This window comes from Variovorax sp. H27-G14 (genome assembly GCF_046156345.1).
In the GTDB taxonomy this organism is placed as follows: domain Bacteria; phylum Pseudomonadota; class Gammaproteobacteria; order Burkholderiales; family Burkholderiaceae_C; genus Variovorax.
Genome location: NZ_JAYLVN010000038.1, coordinates 1 through 17,178, shown reverse-complemented (window position 1 = coordinate 17,178; position 17,178 = coordinate 1). Strand labels below are relative to the sequence as shown.

15 protein-coding genes and 1 pseudogene are annotated in these 17,178 nt (G+C 65.8%); 6 read left to right on the top strand and 10 right to left on the bottom strand.

Annotated elements, in window-relative coordinates; genetic code table 11:
- Nucleotides 1-175: 175 nt before the first annotated feature.
- Nucleotides 176-682, bottom strand: coding sequence for a 5' nucleotidase, NT5C type (locus VLK31_RS35605; RefSeq protein ID WP_409173212.1), 507 nt, complete (start codon nucleotides 680-682; stop codon nucleotides 176-178).
- 211 nt (nucleotides 683-893) lie between these two features.
- On the opposite strand from VLK31_RS35605, the gene VLK31_RS35600 reads away from it, so the two are divergent.
- The 3 genes from VLK31_RS35600 (at nucleotide 894) to VLK31_RS35590 (ending at nucleotide 4,208) form a co-directional block, all read left to right on the top strand.
- Nucleotides 894-2,276: an NAD-dependent succinate-semialdehyde dehydrogenase gene (locus VLK31_RS35600; RefSeq protein WP_409173211.1), complete on the top strand. Its 1,383-nt coding sequence runs from the start codon at nucleotides 894-896 to the stop codon at nucleotides 2,274-2,276.
- Between the two features lie 54 nt (nucleotides 2,277-2,330).
- Complete coding sequence (locus VLK31_RS35595; RefSeq protein WP_409173210.1) at nucleotides 2,331-3,365, top strand: zinc-dependent alcohol dehydrogenase; 1,035 nt, start codon at nucleotides 2,331-2,333, stop codon at nucleotides 3,363-3,365.
- 72 nt (nucleotides 3,366-3,437) lie between these two features.
- Nucleotides 3,438-4,208 (top strand): PRC-barrel domain-containing protein, encoded by a 771-nt coding sequence (locus VLK31_RS35590; RefSeq protein WP_409172115.1) that lies wholly within the window; start codon nucleotides 3,438-3,440, stop codon nucleotides 4,206-4,208.
- 127 nt (nucleotides 4,209-4,335) lie between these two features.
- Here the strand turns inward: VLK31_RS35590 and VLK31_RS35585 are convergent, their stop codons facing one another.
- The 4 genes from VLK31_RS35585 to VLK31_RS35570 form a co-directional block, all read right to left on the bottom strand.
- Nucleotides 4,336-5,994: a Na+/H+ antiporter gene (locus VLK31_RS35585; protein WP_409173209.1), complete on the bottom strand. Its 1,659-nt coding sequence runs from the start codon at nucleotides 5,992-5,994 to the stop codon at nucleotides 4,336-4,338.
- A 14-nt stretch (nucleotides 5,995-6,008) separates the two neighbouring features.
- A complete protein-coding gene (locus VLK31_RS35580) occupies nucleotides 6,009-6,752 on the bottom strand; it encodes a L,D-transpeptidase (RefSeq protein ID WP_409173208.1) in 744 nt (247 codons plus the stop codon).
- A gap of 335 nt (nucleotides 6,753-7,087) precedes the next feature.
- A complete protein-coding gene (locus tag VLK31_RS35575) occupies nucleotides 7,088-7,897 on the bottom strand; it encodes a YoaK family protein (RefSeq protein WP_409173207.1) in 810 nt (269 codons plus the stop codon).
- Nucleotides 7,898-7,936: 39 nt separating this feature from the next.
- On the bottom strand, nucleotides 7,937-10,309 hold the full coding sequence (locus tag VLK31_RS35570) for a phosphoketolase (RefSeq protein WP_409173206.1): 2,373 nt from the start codon (nucleotides 10,307-10,309) through the stop codon (nucleotides 7,937-7,939).
- 165 nt (nucleotides 10,310-10,474) lie between these two features.
- On the opposite strand from VLK31_RS35570, the gene VLK31_RS35565 reads away from it, so the two are divergent.
- Nucleotides 10,475-10,903, top strand: a complete 429-nt coding sequence (locus tag VLK31_RS35565; RefSeq protein ID WP_409173205.1) for a universal stress protein — start codon at nucleotides 10,475-10,477, stop codon at nucleotides 10,901-10,903.
- 67 nt (nucleotides 10,904-10,970) lie between these two features.
- Here the strand turns inward: VLK31_RS35565 and VLK31_RS35560 are convergent, their stop codons facing one another.
- Genes VLK31_RS35560 through VLK31_RS35550 form a run of 3 tightly spaced genes read right to left on the bottom strand, consistent with a single transcriptional unit; the run spans nucleotide 10,971 to nucleotide 14,916 of the window.
- Complete coding sequence (locus VLK31_RS35560) at nucleotides 10,971-11,843, bottom strand: DUF6920 family protein (RefSeq protein WP_409173204.1); 873 nt, start codon at nucleotides 11,841-11,843, stop codon at nucleotides 10,971-10,973.
- Between the two features lie 48 nt (nucleotides 11,844-11,891).
- On the bottom strand, nucleotides 11,892-12,722 hold the full coding sequence (locus VLK31_RS35555) for a Crp/Fnr family transcriptional regulator (protein WP_409173203.1): 831 nt from the start codon (nucleotides 12,720-12,722) through the stop codon (nucleotides 11,892-11,894).
- Between the two features lie 22 nt (nucleotides 12,723-12,744).
- Nucleotides 12,745-14,916, bottom strand: coding sequence for a copper-transporting P-type ATPase (locus tag VLK31_RS35550; protein ID WP_409173202.1), 2,172 nt, complete (start codon nucleotides 14,914-14,916; stop codon nucleotides 12,745-12,747).
- Nucleotides 14,917-15,082: 166 nt separating this feature from the next.
- On the opposite strand from VLK31_RS35550, the gene VLK31_RS35545 reads away from it, so the two are divergent.
- Complete coding sequence (locus VLK31_RS35545; RefSeq protein ID WP_409173201.1) at nucleotides 15,083-15,463, top strand: hypothetical protein; 381 nt, start codon at nucleotides 15,083-15,085, stop codon at nucleotides 15,461-15,463.
- 94 nt (nucleotides 15,464-15,557) lie between these two features.
- The gene (locus tag VLK31_RS35540) at nucleotides 15,558-16,211 is read left to right on the top strand and encodes a BON domain-containing protein (protein ID WP_409173200.1); all 654 of its coding nucleotides are present in this window, start codon (nucleotides 15,558-15,560) and stop codon (nucleotides 16,209-16,211) included.
- Between the two features lie 34 nt (nucleotides 16,212-16,245).
- Here VLK31_RS35540 and VLK31_RS35535 read toward each other — a convergent pair whose 3' ends face one another.
- A complete protein-coding gene (locus tag VLK31_RS35535) occupies nucleotides 16,246-16,968 on the bottom strand; it encodes a Crp/Fnr family transcriptional regulator (protein ID WP_409173199.1) in 723 nt (240 codons plus the stop codon).
- Nucleotides 16,969-16,970: 2 nt separating this feature from the next.
- Nucleotides 16,971-17,178: pseudogene (locus VLK31_RS35530) on the bottom strand (hypothetical protein); the annotation flags it as partial.

Genomic DNA, 17,178 nt, shown 5'->3' with positions numbered 1-17,178 from the left:
CCAGCAGGTGGGCCGGTTCGATGTAGGCGTTGTCGTTGCCCAGCGCGAGCGACTGGGCGTCGCCCAGTGCTTCCTGAAATTTGGTGGTGAGTTTGTCTTGTCGCATGGTGGTTTTTTCTTTCAACCGCGCGGGTACGGTGTACGCCGATGATCAGTGAACGACATTCTGAGATCCTCAGCGGCGACAAGTCGGTACGACAACGTACAAACTTACGTCGTTTTTAGTCCGTGCGAGTGCGGCCAACACGTCACGCATTGCCGCCGTCCAGTCGCCCGTGAAGCAGACGGTGGTGCCGCGAAAGCGATCCGCATTGGCCCACTCCGGGTGATCGTCGATCAGCACGTCGCGCGCCTCGCCGACGCAGCCTTTGTCGGGCGTGATGATCACCCGGTCGTCGAGGCTCGGAAAGTGATCGCGTATCCACAGCAGCTTTTCGGTGGCGGCACACGGGTTCGAAGCGGGAATTTTCGTGAGCACAAAAACCTCGATGCCCAGGGCCTGAAGTTCGGCAACGGCGTCAGTCGCACCAGCAAGGGGGCGCAGTGCCCGGTAGGCGCCGGGGCAGCGCTTCAATGCGTTAGGCGTGGTGGCGCGCCTCACGCATTCGGCACCGAAGTCGGCCATCACGCCGTCCATGTCGATGTAAACCCGGGGCTGGTCGGGGTAGCTGCGTTTTCCCATTGAACGGCGAGCATTTCCTTGACCGTGGTAGGCCGTCTGTTCGCTGACATACACATTCCCCATGCGCAGTCTCCCATCACCACGCAGTGCCTGGGTGCGGCAACGAACGGACGCCTTTTTTTTCGGCGCGCACGATGACTTCAACCGGTGCGGCTCTTTCCGCCCCGGCGTGAGCCGCTCTGCAGGCCCTCACAACCCACCCGAAAACACCATGTCCTACCAAAGCGTGAACCCGTTCGACGGCCAGACCCTGAAGATCTTCGACGAGCTCAACAATAGGCAGCTCGAAAAAGCCATTGCAGTCGCCACCACCTGCTACGAGACATGGCGCCACAAGAGCTACGCGGAACGCGCGGGGGTCGTGGCCAAGGTGGGGGCGCTCATGAAAAAACATGCGCAAGAACTTGCGCGCACCATGACGCTGGAGATGGGCAAGCGCACCAGCGAGGCCCAGGGCGAGGTGGCGTTCAGTGCCCGCATCCTTGCCTACTACGCCAAGAATGCTGAGCGCTTTCTCGCACCGCAAAAGCTGCACCCGGTGCATGGCGAGGCCCACATGGAGAGCAGCCCCATCGGCGTGATCTTCTGCGTCGAACCCTGGAACTTTCCGTACTACCAGCTTGCCCGCATTGCCGGGCCGCACTTGATGGCGGGCAACGTGCTGATGGTCAAGCATGCCGGCATCGTTCCGCAGTGCGCCATGGCGTTCGAGAAGCTGTGGACCGAGGCTGGCGCCCCCGTCGGCCTCTACACCAACCTGCTGATCTCGCATGCGCAGGCCGAGCGCGTGATTGACGACCCCCGCATCAAGGGCGTGGCGCTGACCGGCAGCGTGGAGGCCGGCAGGAGCGTGGCGGCCCGCGCCGGGCGGAACCTCAAGGTCTCGTCGATGGAGCTGGGCGGCAGCGACGCGTTCATCGTGCTGGACGACGCCGACCTGGAGCACACCATCAAATGGGCGGTGTGGGGCCGCATGTACAACACCGGCCAGACCTGCTGCGCCGCCAAGCGGTTCATCGTGGCCGAAAAACTGGCCAACCGCTTCCTCGAGAAGTTCCAGGCCGCGTTGAGCGCGCTGGAGGCCGGCGATCCGTTGGACGAAAAGACCACGCTGGGTCCGCTGTCGACCGAGTCGGCCCTGCTCGGGCTGCTGAAGCAGGTCGACGCCGCCGTGGCCCACGGCGCAAGACTGGTGATGGGCGGCCAGCGTGTGGACCGGCCGGGCTCGTTCATGCAGCCCACGATCCTGACCGAGATCAGGCCGGACAACCCGGCCTACCGCGAGGAGTTCTTCGGCCCGGTGGCGCTTTTCTTTAGGGTAAAGAACGAGGAAGAAGCGATTTCACTGGCCAACGACTCCGACTTCGGCCTGGGCGGCTCGGTCTTCACCCAGGATGTCGCGCGCGGCAAGCGCGTGGCCAGCCGCATCGCGACCGGCATGGTGTTCATCAACAACATCGACTGGTCCGATGCCGAGCTTCCCTTCGGCGGCATCAAGGACTCGGGCTACGGCCGCGAGTTGGGCGACATGGGCATTCAGCAGTTCGTGAACAAGAAGTTGGTTCGCACCGTCACGCTCGGCGCACCTGGCTGAGGCGCAGTCACGTCCGTGAATGCGCAACCCATTTATCCCCCGGAGAACCACTTCATGTCACGCAAGATGCAAGCCGCAGTCGTCGAGCAGTTCGGCCAGTCACTGGTTATTCAGGAGCTCGACATTCCCACCCCCGGGCCCGGTCAGATCCTGGTGCAGACGGAGGCCTGCGGCGTGTGCCACACCGACCTGCATGCCGCTCACGGAGACTGGCCGGAAAAGCCCTCGCTGCCTTTCATTCCGGGACACGAGGGCATCGGGCGCGTGGTGGCGCTGGGCGCCGGCGTCACCGCGGTGAAGGAAGGCGACCGCGTGGGCGTGCCCTGGCTGTATTCGGCCTGCGGCCATTGCGAGTACTGCCTGTCGGCCTGGGAAACCGTGTGCGCCAAGGCGCAGTTCGGCGGCTACACCAAGAACGGCGGTTTTGCCGAGTACATCGTGGCCGACCCCAACTACGTGGCGCATGTGCCCGCGGGCCTGTCGGCCATCGAGGCTGCGCCGCTCATCTGCGCCGGCGTCACGAGCTACAAGGGGTTGAAGGAGACGGGCGCGCGACCCGGGCAGTGGGTCGTCGTGTCCGGCATCGGCGGGCTGGGGCACCTGGCGGTGCAGTACGGCCGCGCGATGGGCCTGCGTGTGTGCGCGGTCGACATCGACGACGGCAAGCTCGCGCATGCGAAGCGCCTCGGGGCCGAAGCAATCGTCAATGCCAAGGGGAGCAACCCGGTGGCGGCCGTCAGGCAGGCGACCGACGGCGGCGCCCATGGCGTGCTCATCACCGCGCCTTCGCTCGCGGCGTTCAAGCAAGGCGTGGGCATGACGCGCAGGCGCGGTACCTGCGTGCTGGTCGGGCTGCCGCCGGGCGAGTTTCCGACCCCGCTGTTCGACGTGGTGGCCAGCTGCATCACCATTCGCGGCTCCTTCGTCGGCAACCGGCAGGACATGGCGGAGGCGCTGGGCTTCGCGGCAGAAGGCAAGGTCAAGGCCGACATAGAGCTGCAGCCCCTGTCGGCCATCAACAGCGTGTTCGAGCGGCTGCTGCGCGGCGATGTGCCGTCCAGGGTGGTGCTCGATTTCAGCGCGCAGTGAACGGCCCATACGCCCCTTACGGCGCGCGGTCGCGGCAGGCCTCCACCTTCATTTTTTTCAAGGACACCGATCATGTTGAATACGCTGCATCACTTTCACGGCGCCACGGTCACCGCCACGGACGGCCTCATCGGGCATGTGAAGTCCGCCTTCTTCGACGACCGGTCCTGGGTGATCCGCTATCTGGTGGTAGATGCCGGGTCCTGGCTCGAGGACCGCAAGGTGCTGATCTCTCCCTACGCAGTGAAGCAGCCGCTGGGCGCTGAAAAGAACATCGACGTGTCGCTCACCCGCCAGCAGGTGAAGAAGAGCCCCGACATCGACACCCACCAGCCGGTCTCGCGCCAGCACGAGCGCGACTACCTAGGCTATTACGCCTACCCCGAGTACTGGGACGGCGGCGGCATGTGGGGCATGGGGGGCTACCCGATGCTGCCCAGCTACCTGCCCAGCGCCGCGGAAACCGAAGCCGCCAGAGCACTGCGCGAGCGCGACCGCCAAGCGGCGGACGTGCACCTGCGCAGCAGCACCAAGGTGAGCGGCTACAACGTGGAGGCAAGCGACGGCAGCATCGGCCACATCAAGGATTTCATCTTCGACGATGCGTCGTGGGCCATTCGCTATCTGGTGATCGACACCCGCAACTGGTGGCCAGGCGGGCGCAAGGTTCTGGTGCCCACCCACTGGATCGACGGCATCGACTGGGCCACGGGTTCGGTGGCCGTCGCGCTCACGCGCCAGGAGGTCAAGGACAGCCCGCAGTACCAGGAAGACATGCCCGTGCTGCGCGACTACGAGCAGCGGCTGCACGACGCCTACAGCCGTGCCGCCTATTGGGACTGAAGCCGCAATCGACCCCTGCCTGCGATGGGGCTCAGCCGCGCGGTGGCGGGCCGAGCTGCGCGCCGGACGCTTCCGGGTGCTGCTGTGCTCGTGCCGTGGTGTTGCCGTAGCGGCATGCCCAGCCCCACTAGCTGGAATATCTGGCCTCGATCAAGTCCAGCTCGCGGATGAGCTTGCGCGCTGTTTCGCTGCCCAGTCTGCGTGCGCGCAGTTCGCGAAAGATGGCGGCGCGCTCGGCCTGCAGCCCTGCCAGGCGCATCTCGCGTTCGATGGCCTCGCCGCGCCGCGCCAGTGCAATGGCCTCCTGGTTGCCTGACCTGCTTTCTATGCGGGCCCGGTAGATGTTCATCACGCGGGCCGCGGCGGCCACGACGACGTCGACTTCCGGCACGGAGGCCGAGCGCCGCCGCTCCAGGCGCTCGATCTCGGCAATGGCTGCGTGTGCCGCCCCCGTTCGTGCAGCCGCCTCCTCGGCTTCGCGCGCCGGATCGGCCGGCACGAGCAGCCCCTTGAGCAACAGCGGCATACCGATGCTCGCCGCGGCGAGCGAAAGCGTGATCACGCCCATGGACAGCAGAATCGCCAGGTCGCGCGCGGGGAATGGCGCCCCGCCGGGCAGCGTCAGCGGCAGGCTCAGTACGCCGGCGAGCGTGACGGCCCCGCGCACGCCGGCCAGCGACATCACCGCCACGAGGCGCCAGCCTGGCCGGGCCACTGTTCCCGCCGTGCCCGCCGGCACGCCTGCCGCGGCACGCGCGTGGATCGGGCGCAGCCTCAGCGAGACCATGACCCAGGCAAAGCGCAAGGCCGCCAGCCCCAGCGTGATCGCAACCACGTAGACCGCCAACCATGCCGGCTGCGTGTGGCCGGTGAGCCGCACCGTGGTCGAGGCGCCCGCCACGATGCCGTGCAACTGCTCGCCAAGGAGCACGAAGATGATGCCGCTGGCGGTGAACTGAATCACGTCCCAGAAGGTGTTGCGCCGAATCCGCGTGACCGCCAGCGCCTTGCCCGAGCTTTCGACGAAGCTCATCGTCAGGCCTGCGGCCACGGCGGCCAGAATGCCCGAGCAGTGCAGTTCCTCGGCCAGCAGATAGCAACCGAAGGGAATCAGCAAGCTGATGAGAATCTGCAGGCCGCTGTCTTCGCCCAGCCGCCTGGGAACCAGGTTCTTCAGCCAGGTCAGTACGCCGGTCAGCCCTGCGCCGACCGCGATGCCGCCGGTGGCGACCCAGGCGAAGTCGAGCAGGGCCGCGGGCAGCGAGAAGCTGCCGGTCACCATGGCCGCCACCGCAAAGCGAAAGCAAACCAGCCCGGAGGCATCGTTGAGCAGCGATTCGCCTTCGAGGATGTGCATCATCCGCCGCGGCATCGGCACCCGCTGCACAACGCCCGACACCGCGATCGGGTCGGTCGGCGACAGCACGGCGGCCAGCGCAAAGGCCACCGGCAGCGGCATGGCCGGAATCAACGCGTGAATCAACACGCCCATGCCCAGCACCGTGAACACGACCAGGCCCAGCGCAAGCTGCACCACGGTGCCCTTGTCCTTGAACAGTTCTTCTGGCGGAATGCGCCACCCATCCAGAAACAGCAGAGGCGGCAGAAACAGCAGAAAAAAGACCTGCGGATCGAGCGACACGACCAGCTGGCTCGACAGGCCCATCACCGAGCCCAGCGCAATCTGTATCACCGGGCGCGGGACACTGAACGGCAGCAGCCGCGCAAGAAAGTCGCTCAGCACCACGGCGAGCAACAGGAACAGGATGACGGCGACGGTTTGCAAGGTGCGAACGCTGCTCAGTGTTTTGCCGGCAGTGGCGACCATTCGGGCCGCTCGGTGCGGCCCGAGTCGACCACCACCATGTAGCGGCCCGGCCAGGCGGTCAGTGTGCGGTCGCGCCGCATTACCCACAGATGCGCGCCCTCGGCGGCCGACTTCTCGTAGTCGGCATCGAGCAGACCGTTGCGGTCGATGAAGTCGTTCAGCGACGACGGTATGCGCACGCATCCCTCGGACTGCGCGGTGCCCAGCTTCGGTTCCGCCAACGCCGGATCGGTGGCGTGCATCTGCAGCCGCATCACGCCCATGGCGCCCTTGCCCCAGCCGCGCGGAGCATTGATCCAGCCGAAGTCGTAGATCCGCATGCCCTTGGCGCCGTAGCCCCTGAAACCCAGCTTGTTCTTGGTGCCCTCGGCGCGAAAGTCGGGGTTGGCCATCGCGTGGTCGAACACGCCCAGCGGGGTCGTGAAGTGCTCATACCGGCCGGGCAACCCAGTGGACACCGGCGTGGCCCCGACGAATTGCCAGCCGCTTGCCGGCGACCCGAGGTACAGCAGCGCGGCCTGCACGTGCGGGTTTCGGTCTATCAGCACCATGACCTGTTGCGCTTGCAGTGCCAGTCCCGGCGCTGTGTTCGCTGCCGTGTTCGTTGGTGTAGTGGCAGCCAGCAGCGCGGCCTGCAGGCGCACTGCGTAGGCGACGATCTCGTCCTGTGGAACGCGCAGGCGCGGCGAGACGTCGCGTTCAAATTCCGCAGCCATAGCCGCCCCGCCTGCCAGTTCCGTCGAATCGGGCGGCCCGATCGACTCCACCCCGGCGGCAGAGACAGTGGTCGCTGGTGCGCTACTCGCGGGGTCGAACGCAGCGGTCCACATGAGCATCACCGCGCACAGCCACCTGAGGTGGCGCGCGCGCGTGGCGCCTCGACAGCGTTGCGCTGAGGAGGCTGCTCGTTGGCCCGAAGGCAGGAGGGTCGATGGCGGGTGTTTCATTGCCTGCACGGTATGCGTGGAGCGATGCGTGCGTCGATGCGCTGGCGCACAGACCGAACCACGCAGTTGGGCGAGGCGCCGCAGCCGACTGGCCGGTGGGCGTGTCAGTCCGGGCTTCGCGGGGCCTGCGCATCGGCAACGGCATAGCGGCGCCATGGCAGCCGCTGTGCACGCAACTTGAAGCGCGGCACGTCGCGCAGGAGCGGCGGAATCGACAGCGTCAGAAGCAGCGCCGCGAAAGGCACGACGCAGACGAAGCCGACGTACTTGAAACCCAGCGCGCCCGCCGCCCCGCCCAGTACGAACATGCACACTAGCCCGCCCGACCTGCGCAGCCGCCCGCGGTCATGGCGAACCGGCGCCGGGGCTGTGCCCGCCCGCCGGCGCCAGTAGAGCATTTTGCCCAGCTCTATACCCACGTCGGTGATGTTGCCCGTCATGTGGGTTGTGCGGATGCTGCCCCCGGAGGTCTTGGAGGCCACCGCGTTCTGCAGGCCCATGGTGAAGGAAAGCAGCAGCACGGTGAGCGGCACGGCAAAAGGCGTTACCCATGTCATCGTGATGGCGCCCATGAGGCCGAACGGAAACATGAGGATGGCCTCCAGCAGCAAGGGGAGGGCGTACACGCCCTGCAAGCGGTGCTGCCGGCCCCAGTTGACCAGCATGGCGCAGACGGCGGCGCCGCTCAAGAACGCCAGGATGGCGCCCAGCGCATTCAGCAGTAAGGTGGTGTTGCCCAGCACCATGCCGTCCGCCAGCTGCGAGGCGAAGCCGGTCATGTGCGAGGTGTACATGTGCAGCACCAGGAAACCGCCCGCATTGATGGCGCCGGCATTGAAGGCCAGCAGCAGGCCGAGCGCCAAGTTCGTCGAGGGCGCCCGGTGGCGGTTGGTGAGATAGCGAAGTCTGCGCATGGGCACTTTGCAGGCCGGCGCCGGCCTGCCTTCAGGCTGTCAGTGCTGCTTCCAGCGCCAGTTCTCGATCTCCGGCATGTCGGTGCCGTGGCGCGTGATGTAGGCGCGGTGCTCCAGCAAGCGGTCGCGCAGGTGCTGCTGCACATGGCCGGCGCTGTCGCGCATGCGCGGCACGCGGTCGATGGCATCGGCCGCCAGGTGAAAACGGTCGAGTCGGTTGAGCACCGTCATGTCGAAGGGCGTGGTGGTCGTGCCTTCTTCCTCGTAGCCGTGCACATGAAAGTTGGCGTGGTTGCGCCGCTTGTAGGTCAACCGGTGAATCAGCGCCGGATAGCCGTGAAAGGCAAAGATCACCGGCGCGCCGGTGCTGAAGATCGAATCGAACACCGCGTCGTCCAGCCCGTGCGGATGGGCCGACGGCGACTCCAGCGCCATCAGGTCGACCACGTTCACCACCCGCACCTTCAGCTCGGGCAGCAGCGTGCGCAGCAGGTCGACCGCGGCCATGGTCTCCAGCGTGGGCACGTCGCCCGCGCAGGCCATCACCACGTCGGGTGCCACGCCGTTGTCGTTGCTGGCCCACTCCCAAATGCCCAGGCCCATGGTGCAGTGGCGCTCGGCCGCGGCCATGTCCAGCCACTGCGCCTCGGGCTGCTTGCCGGCCACGATCACGTTCACGTAGTTGCGGCTGCGCAGGCAGTGGTCGGTCACGGACAGCAGCGTGTTGGCATCGGGCGGCAGGTACACGCGCACCACCTCGGCCTTCTTGTTGACCACGTGGTCGATGAAGCCCGGGTCCTGGTGGCTGAAGCCGTTGTGGTCCTGCCGCCAGACGTGGCTGGTCAGCAGGTAGTTCAGCGAGGCGATGGGCCGGCGCCACGGAATGTGGCGCGTCACCTTCAGCCACTTGGCGTGCTGGTTGAACATGGAGTCGACGATGTGAATGAAGGCCTCGTAGCACGAGAAGAAGCCGTGCCGCCCGGTCAGCAGATAGCCTTCGAGCCAGCCCTGGCACAGGTGCTCGCTCAGCACCTCCATCACCCGGCCGTCAGGCGCCACATGGTCGTCGCCGGGCCGTATCTCGGCGGTCGAGGTGCGGTTGCTCACCTCGAACACCGCGCCCAGCCGGTTGGAGGCGGTTTCGTCGGGGCCCATCAGGCGAAAGTTGCTGTCCGACGCGTTGAGCCGCATCACGTCGCGCAAGAACTCGCCCATGACGCGCGTGGCCTCGGCATCCACAGCGCCGGGCTGGGGCACCGCCACGGCGTAGTCCCGAAAGTCGGGCAGCTTCAGGTTCTTCAGCAGCAGGCCGCCGTTGGCATGCGGGTTGGCGCTCATGCGGCGCGTGCCCTGGGGCGCCAGCGCGGCGATGTCGGCGCGCAAGGTGCCTTCGGCGTCGAACAGTTCTTCGGGCCGATAGCTCTGCATCCATTGCTGCAGCAGCGCGATGTGCGCGGGCTGGTCGGCAAAGCCGGTCAGCGGCACCTGGTGCGCGCGCTGCGTGCCTTCAATGGGCACGCCGTCCACCGTCTTAGGACCGGTCCAGCCCTTGGGCGAGCGCAGCACCAGCATCGGCCAGCGGTGGCGGCGGCTGAAGCCGTCGGAGCGCGCCTCCACCTGAATGGCGTGGATGGCGTCGAGCGACGCATCGAGCGCTGCTGCCATCAGCCCGTGCATCAGCGCGGGGTCGTCGCCCGACACGAAGCGCGGCTCGTAGCCGTAGCCGCGCAGCAGCTGCGTGAGCTGCTCGTCGCCGATGCGCGCCAGCACCGTCGGCCCGGCAATCTTGTAGCCGTTCAGGTGCAGGATGGGCAGCACCGCGCCGTCGCTGGCGGGGTTGAGGAACTTGTTCGAATGCCAGCTGGCCGCCAGCGCGCCGGTCTCTGCCTCGCCGTCGCCGATGACGCAGCAGGCCAGCAGGGCGGGGTTGTCGAACACCGCGCCGTGCGCGTGCAGCAGCGAGTAGCCGAGCTCGCCGCCTTCATGGATGGAGCCCGGTGTTTCCGGCGACACGTGGCTGGGAATGCCACCCGGAAACGAGAACTGCGTGAACAGGCGCTTCAGGCCTTGGGCGTCACGCGAGATGTGCGGATACACCTCGCTGTAGGTGCCTTCCAGGTAGGTGCTGGCCACCACGCCCGGGCCGCCGTGGCCCGGCCCGGCAATGAAGATCGCGTCGAGGTCGCGCGCCTTGATGGCGCGGTTCATGTGCGCGTAGATGAAGTTCAGGCCCGGCGTGGTGCCCCAGTGGCCCAGCAGGCGCGGCTTGATGTGCTCCAGCTGCAACGGCTCGCGCAGCAGCGGGTTGCCCATGAGGTAGATCTGCCCCACCGCCAGGTAGTTGGCGGCGCGCCACCAGGCGTCGAGCAGCGTGAAGTCTTCAGGGGGCGAATGGGCGGCGTGGGGTGTCATGTGCGGAGCTCCGGTCAGGCGTGCGAGCGTCTGCAATGGCAGGCGTCCTCTTGGAACGAATGTGCGCGTATGACGCCCACGGGTCTGTTCGACGTCGCACAGACCGGCTACCGGGGTGATCTTCAAAATGACCGCTTCATTTGGAACTCCACCAAGGTAAAGTGAATGAAGTTTCTCCTGGAAACCGACGGTTCAGCGCCGGCTTTGCGGGCCGTCAAATACGCAGCGAAGCTCATCGCGCTCATGGGATCGCATGAAAACAAGGTCACGTTGGTCAGTGCGCATGACGACACGGGCCTGCGCCATGCCAAGGCGCTCGTGGGCAACGAGGCCGTGCAGGACTACCTGCGCGAACTCATCGATAAGGAGCTTCGGCCCGCCAAGAAAGCGCTGGACGCCGCCGGCATTCGGCACGACATCGTGATTCTCACCAGCAGCGTGACTGGGGCGATCGTCGCGCTCGCGAACAAGGGCAAGTTCGACATGATCGTGCTGGGATCGAAGGGGCGTGGCGCGATGCTTGATCTTCTTGTCGGCTCCCTGGCCCAGCGTGTACGTGCCACCGCGAAGCAGCCGGCGACGCTGGTGAAGTAGTTGCGCAAGTGGTGCCTGCGCGGGGTCCGGAAATGGCGTCAGCGAGTGATGCCGGCAAGCCGGCGTGTCACTGCGAGAACTCGTACTTCAGCGAAGTGACCGTACCGACAAAGTACGGATTGCGCCCTTCAGGCCGTATCCATGCCACCTCGCCCGTGAAGGGCACCCGCATGCCGTCGCATGTCTGATAGTTCGACCAGTTGCCTTCCCAGGGCGCCGTGACCATGACGTTGCCCACCATGCTGCCCCGCGCCTCAGCGCGGAACGAGCCGATCAGACCCCTGTCGTTGAACCTGAACAGCAAGGTCAGGCTTAGTGGGCCATCCACCATCGTGGCATTCGCGCAATGGGCGTCTACCGCCTCCCACCGCACGCCCTGGCTGGGCAGCAGGGCGGTCGGGTACCAGGCCGCTTCCGCGAACCAACGCATGAATTCACTGCGGGCGATCTCGCCGTCTCCACGCACATTCGCCATCGTGAACAGGCCCTGGACCGCTGCGTGCAGCAGGCCCACGCCGGCGATGTAGCTGTCGACGACGCGCACCGTCAACCCAGGCAGCATCGATATTTCGGCGTCCCAGAGGAAGCCTGGGCGACGGTTGACGACGCGCTGTATGGACGTGAAAGGCTTCCACTGCTCGCCGGTGTGCGACAAATTGAAAGTGCCAGCCATTTCGATCGTGACGGCATCGATGATGGGCTGGCCGTCACTGAGCACGGCGCGGAAATAGCGCTGCACCGGCTCGGGCAGGCCTTCGAGTTCGCGCGGGTCGTAGCACGTCGGCGGTGCCTGCCCGTTCCGGGGAGCATAGATACGGCCTGCTCCGAGGCTTCGGTGCAGCGCCTTCACGGCGCCCGCCCATCGATGGGCGCCATAAGCCCATAGGCCGGCGGCAGTAACCGTCGCCAGGCACAGAATCAGTCCGAGCCAGGGAGCCATGTCATTCGAATCAACGATCAGGAAACAAGGGGTGGCTCACAGGGCAATCTACTTTGAGATCCCGCCCGGAAGCAGCCGGTCGTACTCCTTCTTGACTACGTCGTAGCATTCGCAAGAGCGCTGTTCAAGTCCGGCACGGTCGAGCACCGAAATACGTCCCCGCGCATAACGGATCAGCCCGGCCTTTTGCAGCTTGAGCGCGCCTTCGGTCACTCCTTCGCGCCTGACGCCGAGCATGTTCGAGATGAGCTCCTGCGTCATCACGAGCTCGTCGCCCTGCAGGCGGTCCAGGCTCAGCAGCAGCCAGCGGCACAGCTGCTGGTCAAGCGAATGGTGCCTGTTGCACACGGCGGTTTGCGCCATCTGGGTGATGAGTGCCTGCGTGTAGCGCAGCAGCAGGTGCAGCACGGGCGCGCGGTTGAACTCGTCCTTGATCGCTGCCGAGGCAAGCCGGTAACCGCGACCGGCACTTTGCACCACTGCCCGACTCGGGGTCGAGCCGCCGCCCATAAAAAGCGAGATGCCGACGACCCCCTCGTTACCGACCACGGCAATTTCCGCGGAGGCACCGTTCTCCATCACATACAGCAGCGAGACGATGGCCGTCGTCGGAAAGTAGACGTGGCTCATCGTCGTTCCAGGTTCGTAGAGAACCTTTCCCAGCGGCAGGTCCGCCTCTTCGAGCTGGGGCAACCACCGCTGCCATTCGGCATCGGGAAGCGACGCGAGCAGGTGATTCTTTTTTGGCGTGACTGAGGAGGGCAACGTTTTGCTCCGGGGGGTGAAGAAGGCGTTTGGCCAGCGCAAAAAGCCAGGAAGACCTAGCTGAAAAACCAACATATCGATATTCCCGCTTTCCCTCTGTTCGCTGGCGCACATAGCGCGATTCCGCTCGCCCTTATTACGGCGGCTTACTCCATAGCCTGAGGGCATTGCCGATCACGGACAACGAGCTTAGGCTCATTGCCAGCGCCGCGATCATGGGCGACAACAGCCATCCGGTGAACGGGTACAGGATGCCCGCCGCCAGCGGCACGCCGAGGACGTTGTAGACGAAGGCGAAGCCAAGATTCTGTTTCATGTTGGCGATGGTGGCCTGCGATAAACGCCGGGCTTTCACGATCCCGCGCAGGTCGCCCTTGAGCAGTGTCACCGGGGCGCTGTTCATCGCCACATCGGTGCCGGTGCCCATGGCCACGCCGACGTCCGCCTGGGCCAGCGCGGGCGCATCGTTGATGCCATCACCCGCCATCGCGACCACTTGCCCCTCTTTCTGCAGGCGTTGCACCAGCGCCAGCTTGTCGGCGGGAGTGACTTCGCCATGCACCTCTTCGATGCCCAGGCGGGACGCCACCGCGTTCGCGGTGGTCAAGCCGTCGCCTGTGGCCATGATCACGCGCACGCCTGCGGCCTTCAATGCGCTGAGCGCCTCGAGTGTGCTGGGCTTGACCGGATCGGCGACGGCCAGGAACCCTGCCAGTCGGCCGTCGATTGCGAGGTAGACCACGCTTGCGCCCTCGGTACGCAGCGCCTCGGCCTGCGTAAGCAAAGCCTCGACGCTCACGCCTGCTTGTTGCATCGCCGCGGTGTTGCCGAGCGCCACGGTCCGCGTACCCAGCCGGCCAGTCACTCCCGTGCCGGTAGCCGATTCGAAGTCTGCGACCGTTTCCAGCGCCAGATCGCGCGCACGCGCGGCATCGAAGATGGCCCGGGCCAGCGGATGCTCGCTGCCTTGATCGAGGCTGGCGGCCAGCCGCAGGACTTCGTCGGCATCGAATCCTTGCGCGGGTATTGCGCGGTCGAACACCGGCTTTCCTGCAGTCAGCGTGCCCGTCTTGTCGACGATGAGCACGTCGACTTCGCGGAACCGCTCGATTGCAGCAGCATCCCGGAACAGGATGCCCTGTCCGGCAGCCTTGCCGGTGGCCACCATGATCGACATCGGTGTGGCCAACCCCAACGCACAGGGGCAGGCGATGATCAGCACCGCCACCGCATTGACAAGGCCGTACACCCAGCTCGGTGAGGGACCAAAGACCCCCCAGCTCACGAAGGTCAGTGCCGAGGCCGCCACGACCGCCATCACGAACCAACGCGCCACCTGATCGGCCATGCGCTGCATGGGTGCCTTTGAACGTTGCGCCATGGCGACCAGCTGCACGATCCGCGAAAGCATGGTCTGCTCACCGACGCGCTCCGCCCGCATGATCAGCGCGCCGGTGGTGTTGAGCGTTGCCCCGATGAGAGGGGCGCCGGCGCGTTTACCGACGGGGAGCGGTTCGCCGGTCAGCGTCGATTCGTCGACAGGGCTGTTCCCCTCCAGAACAACGCCATCCACCGGCACCTTTTCTCCTGGGCGCACCCTCAGCATGTCGCCGACATGGACGTCGGTCAGCGACACGTCTTGCTCGCTGCGGTCCGCGTTGATGCGTCGCGCCGTCGTCGGCGCCAAGCTGAGCAGAGACCGGATTGCGGCGGAGGTACGGGACCTTGCCTTCAGCTCCAGGATCTGCCCTAGAAGCGTCAAGGAAATGATCACCGCCGCTGCCTCGAAGTAGACCGACACGCGCCCCATCGAGACGAACGAAGCCGGAAACGCTTCGGGTGCGACTGTGGCGGCAACGCTGTACAGGAACGCCGCGCCGGATCCCAGGCTGATGAGGGTCCACATGTTCGGGCTGCGATGCACCACCGACTGCACGCCCTTGACCAGGAATGCCCGGCCGGCCCACCACACGACCGGCGCGGTGAGCGCAAGCTCAAGCCAGCTTTGAGACGCCATCGCCATCCAGCCGAACCGGTGTCCGAACATGGCCAGCGTGGCAACGGCCAGGGTCAGCGGCACGGTCCACCAGAAGTGGCGCTGCAGCGTCGCCAGCGCCGGATCGGCCTCGCTGCCGCCGGTTTGCGGCATCAGCGGCTCCAGCGTCATGCCACATCTTGGGCAGCTGCCAGGGCCGTCCCGCCGGACCTCCGGGTGCATCGGGCAGGTGTAGACAACTGCCGCAGGTGCCGGTGCTTGTGTCTCAGCGGGCTTGGGCAGGAGCAGGGCATCGGAGTTCAGGTCTGGCATGGCGCAAGTGTGGCCTGCGCTCCGGCTGCCGTCTGTTTGCCAACGCACGATGTCTTCTTGGTGGGGCAGCGCACGGACGCTCGTGGCCGTTGGGCGCACCGTGCAGGTCAACAGTTCTTCTTCAATCCAGCGATGCCACCCGCATTGTCTTCCCGAGGGTGTTCCCATGTCGCTATTCCACGCCGTTGTCTGGGCCGACCATCACAGCGCCCAGATTCTGCAGTTCGACGCCACGCAGGTGCTGGAAAAGCAGGTCAAGTCGCACGTCAATTACACACGCCTGCACGGCGGCAAGGTGCGCAGCGAACATGAGTTTTTCAGCGATGTTTGCGACGCGCTGGCCGGCATCGCGCAGGTGCTCGTTGCGGGTTCGCACACCGTGCAAGCCGACTTTCGCCACTACGTCGTAAAGCACCGCCCCAACGTGGCAAAGCAGATCGTCGAGTGGCAGACGCTGGACCATCCCACTCCGAACGAGCTTGTTGCCCTGGCAAGGCGCTATTTCTCGACCCATGCGGCAATGGCCACACCCATGAAGCCGGATTGAAGGGCCAGGCTTGCCTGTTCCCCAATCCCCAATCCCCAATCCCCAATCCCCAATCCCCAATCCCCAATCCCCAATCCCCCAAGAAGCAACAACCATGATCACAGACTTGCAACTGCAGAACAACGTGCTTGCCCAACTCAAGTGGTGGCCTCGGGTCGATGCGGCGCACATCGGCGTTTCGGCCAAGGACGGCATCGTCGCGCTCACCGGCCAAGTGAGCCACTACGCGGAGAAGTCGGCCGCCGAGGAGTCCACCAAAGGCGTCTACGGCGTCAAGGGCTTGGCCAACGACATCGTGGTGGAGCCCATGGGGACCCAGGGGCGCAGCGACCTGGACATTGCCGGCGCGGCTGTCAACGCCTTGAAGTGGCACTTCGAAGTGCCCGAGGAGAAGATCAAGGTGATCGTGAAGAACGGCTGGGTCACGCTGGAAGGCACCGTCGACTGGGCGTTTCAGAAGCATGCGGCGGCTGAGTGTGTGCGCTACCTCATGGGGGTGGTGTCGCTCACCAATGCCATCGTCATCAAGCCGTCGGCCACCTGGACCGACGTCACGACCGAGATCGAGAACGCGTTCCGCCGCCATGCGGACTTGGACGCCCGCCGCATTACGGTGACCACCAAGGGCAGCGAGGTCAGCCTCAGCGGCAGCGTCTCGTCGTGGTCAGAGCGCGACCAGGCGATTGCCGCCGCCTGGGCCGCGCCGGGCGTGAGTGCGGTTCACGCCGATCTTGTGGTGACGACCTGAGCGGCCCCGGCCCTGGTTGTAGTGTGTCGCCGCGCTATGCGAGCGCAACGTCGCGTGGCAACAAGCGAACCAATTCGCTGTGCACGACGCCATAGCATTCGCAGGCCTGCCTCTCCAGCCCCCGCCGGTCCAGCACCTCGATGTGGCCGCGGCGATAGCGTATGAAGCCCGATCGTTGCAGGTTACCGGCAGCTTCCGTCACGCCTTCACGGCGCACGCCCAGCATGCTGGCGATCAGTTCCTGCGTCATGACCAGTTCGCCCGAGGGGATGCGGTCGACCGTCAGCAGGAGCCAGCGGCACAGTTGCTGGTGCAGCGAGTGGTGCCGGTTGCACACGGCCGTTTGCGCGGTCTGGGCAATCAGCGCCTGCGTGTAGCGCAGGAACAGCGCTTGCACCGTGCTGTCGCGATCGAACTGCTGCTTCATCAGGCGGCGCTCCAAGCGGTAGGCATGCCCGGCCGTCTGAACGAGTGCCGAGCTCGGTGTGGTGTCCCCCCCCATGAAAAGCGAGATGCCGACCAGCCCTTCGTTGCCGACGCCCGCGGTTTCGGTCGAATCACCGGCCTGCGTGACGTAGTGCAGTGACACGATGGCCGTGGTGGGAAAGTACACATGCTGCAGCTGGCCGCCGGGCTCGTAGAGCACATCGCCGAGCTTGAGCTGAACCAGCTCCAGGGCCGAGGCAAAGGGCTCGAACGCCGCCTTTGTCAGCAGGCCCAGCAGGTGGTTCTGGCTCGGATAGTGGAGGGAAGACATCGTCAGTTGACCTTGCCGGCGGCGGGGGGCTTCAGCGCGAACTCCACGCCGATTCCCCGGTAGCCCATGAAGCGGCTGGCCGCGCTGAACATCGGCTCGCCGCTGACCCGAAAGTGCTGGCGCGCACCGTCCGGGGCGGTTCGGCTGAAGACAAAGTCGAGGAAGGGCCGGCGCGCTTCGATCAGCTGTTGCAGCGCCGTTCGCTCCACC

Bases quoted from the DNA above. Each gene is read 5' to 3' on its own strand.
- VLK31_RS35605 (WP_409173212.1), bottom strand. From the start codon at position 682: ATGGGAAAACGCAGCTACCCCGACCAGCCCCGGGTTTACATCGACATG.
- VLK31_RS35600 (WP_409173211.1), top strand. From the start codon at position 894: ATGTCCTACCAAAGCGTGAACCCGTTCGACGGCCAGACCCTGAAGATC.
- VLK31_RS35595 (WP_409173210.1), top strand. From the start codon at position 2,331: ATGTCACGCAAGATGCAAGCCGCAGTCGTCGAGCAGTTCGGCCAGTCA.
- VLK31_RS35590 (WP_409172115.1), top strand. From the start codon at position 3,438: ATGTTGAATACGCTGCATCACTTTCACGGCGCCACGGTCACCGCCACG.
- VLK31_RS35580 (WP_409173208.1), bottom strand. From the start codon at position 6,752: ATGGCTGCGGAATTTGAACGCGACGTCTCGCCGCGCCTGCGCGTTCCA.
- VLK31_RS35575 (WP_409173207.1), bottom strand. From the start codon at position 7,897: ATGCGCAGACTTCGCTATCTCACCAACCGCCACCGGGCGCCCTCGACG.
- VLK31_RS35570 (WP_409173206.1), bottom strand. From the start codon at position 10,309: ATGACACCCCACGCCGCCCATTCGCCCCCTGAAGACTTCACGCTGCTC.
- VLK31_RS35565 (WP_409173205.1), top strand. From the start codon at position 10,475: ATGAAGTTTCTCCTGGAAACCGACGGTTCAGCGCCGGCTTTGCGGGCC.
- VLK31_RS35560 (WP_409173204.1), bottom strand. From the start codon at position 11,843: ATGGCTCCCTGGCTCGGACTGATTCTGTGCCTGGCGACGGTTACTGCC.
- VLK31_RS35555 (WP_409173203.1), bottom strand. From the start codon at position 12,722: ATGTGCGCCAGCGAACAGAGGGAAAGCGGGAATATCGATATGTTGGTT.
- VLK31_RS35550 (WP_409173202.1), bottom strand. From the start codon at position 14,916: ATGCCAGACCTGAACTCCGATGCCCTGCTCCTGCCCAAGCCCGCTGAG.
- VLK31_RS35545 (WP_409173201.1), top strand. From the start codon at position 15,083: ATGTCGCTATTCCACGCCGTTGTCTGGGCCGACCATCACAGCGCCCAG.
- VLK31_RS35540 (WP_409173200.1), top strand. From the start codon at position 15,558: ATGATCACAGACTTGCAACTGCAGAACAACGTGCTTGCCCAACTCAAG.
- VLK31_RS35535 (WP_409173199.1), bottom strand. From the start codon at position 16,968: ATGTCTTCCCTCCACTATCCGAGCCAGAACCACCTGCTGGGCCTGCTG.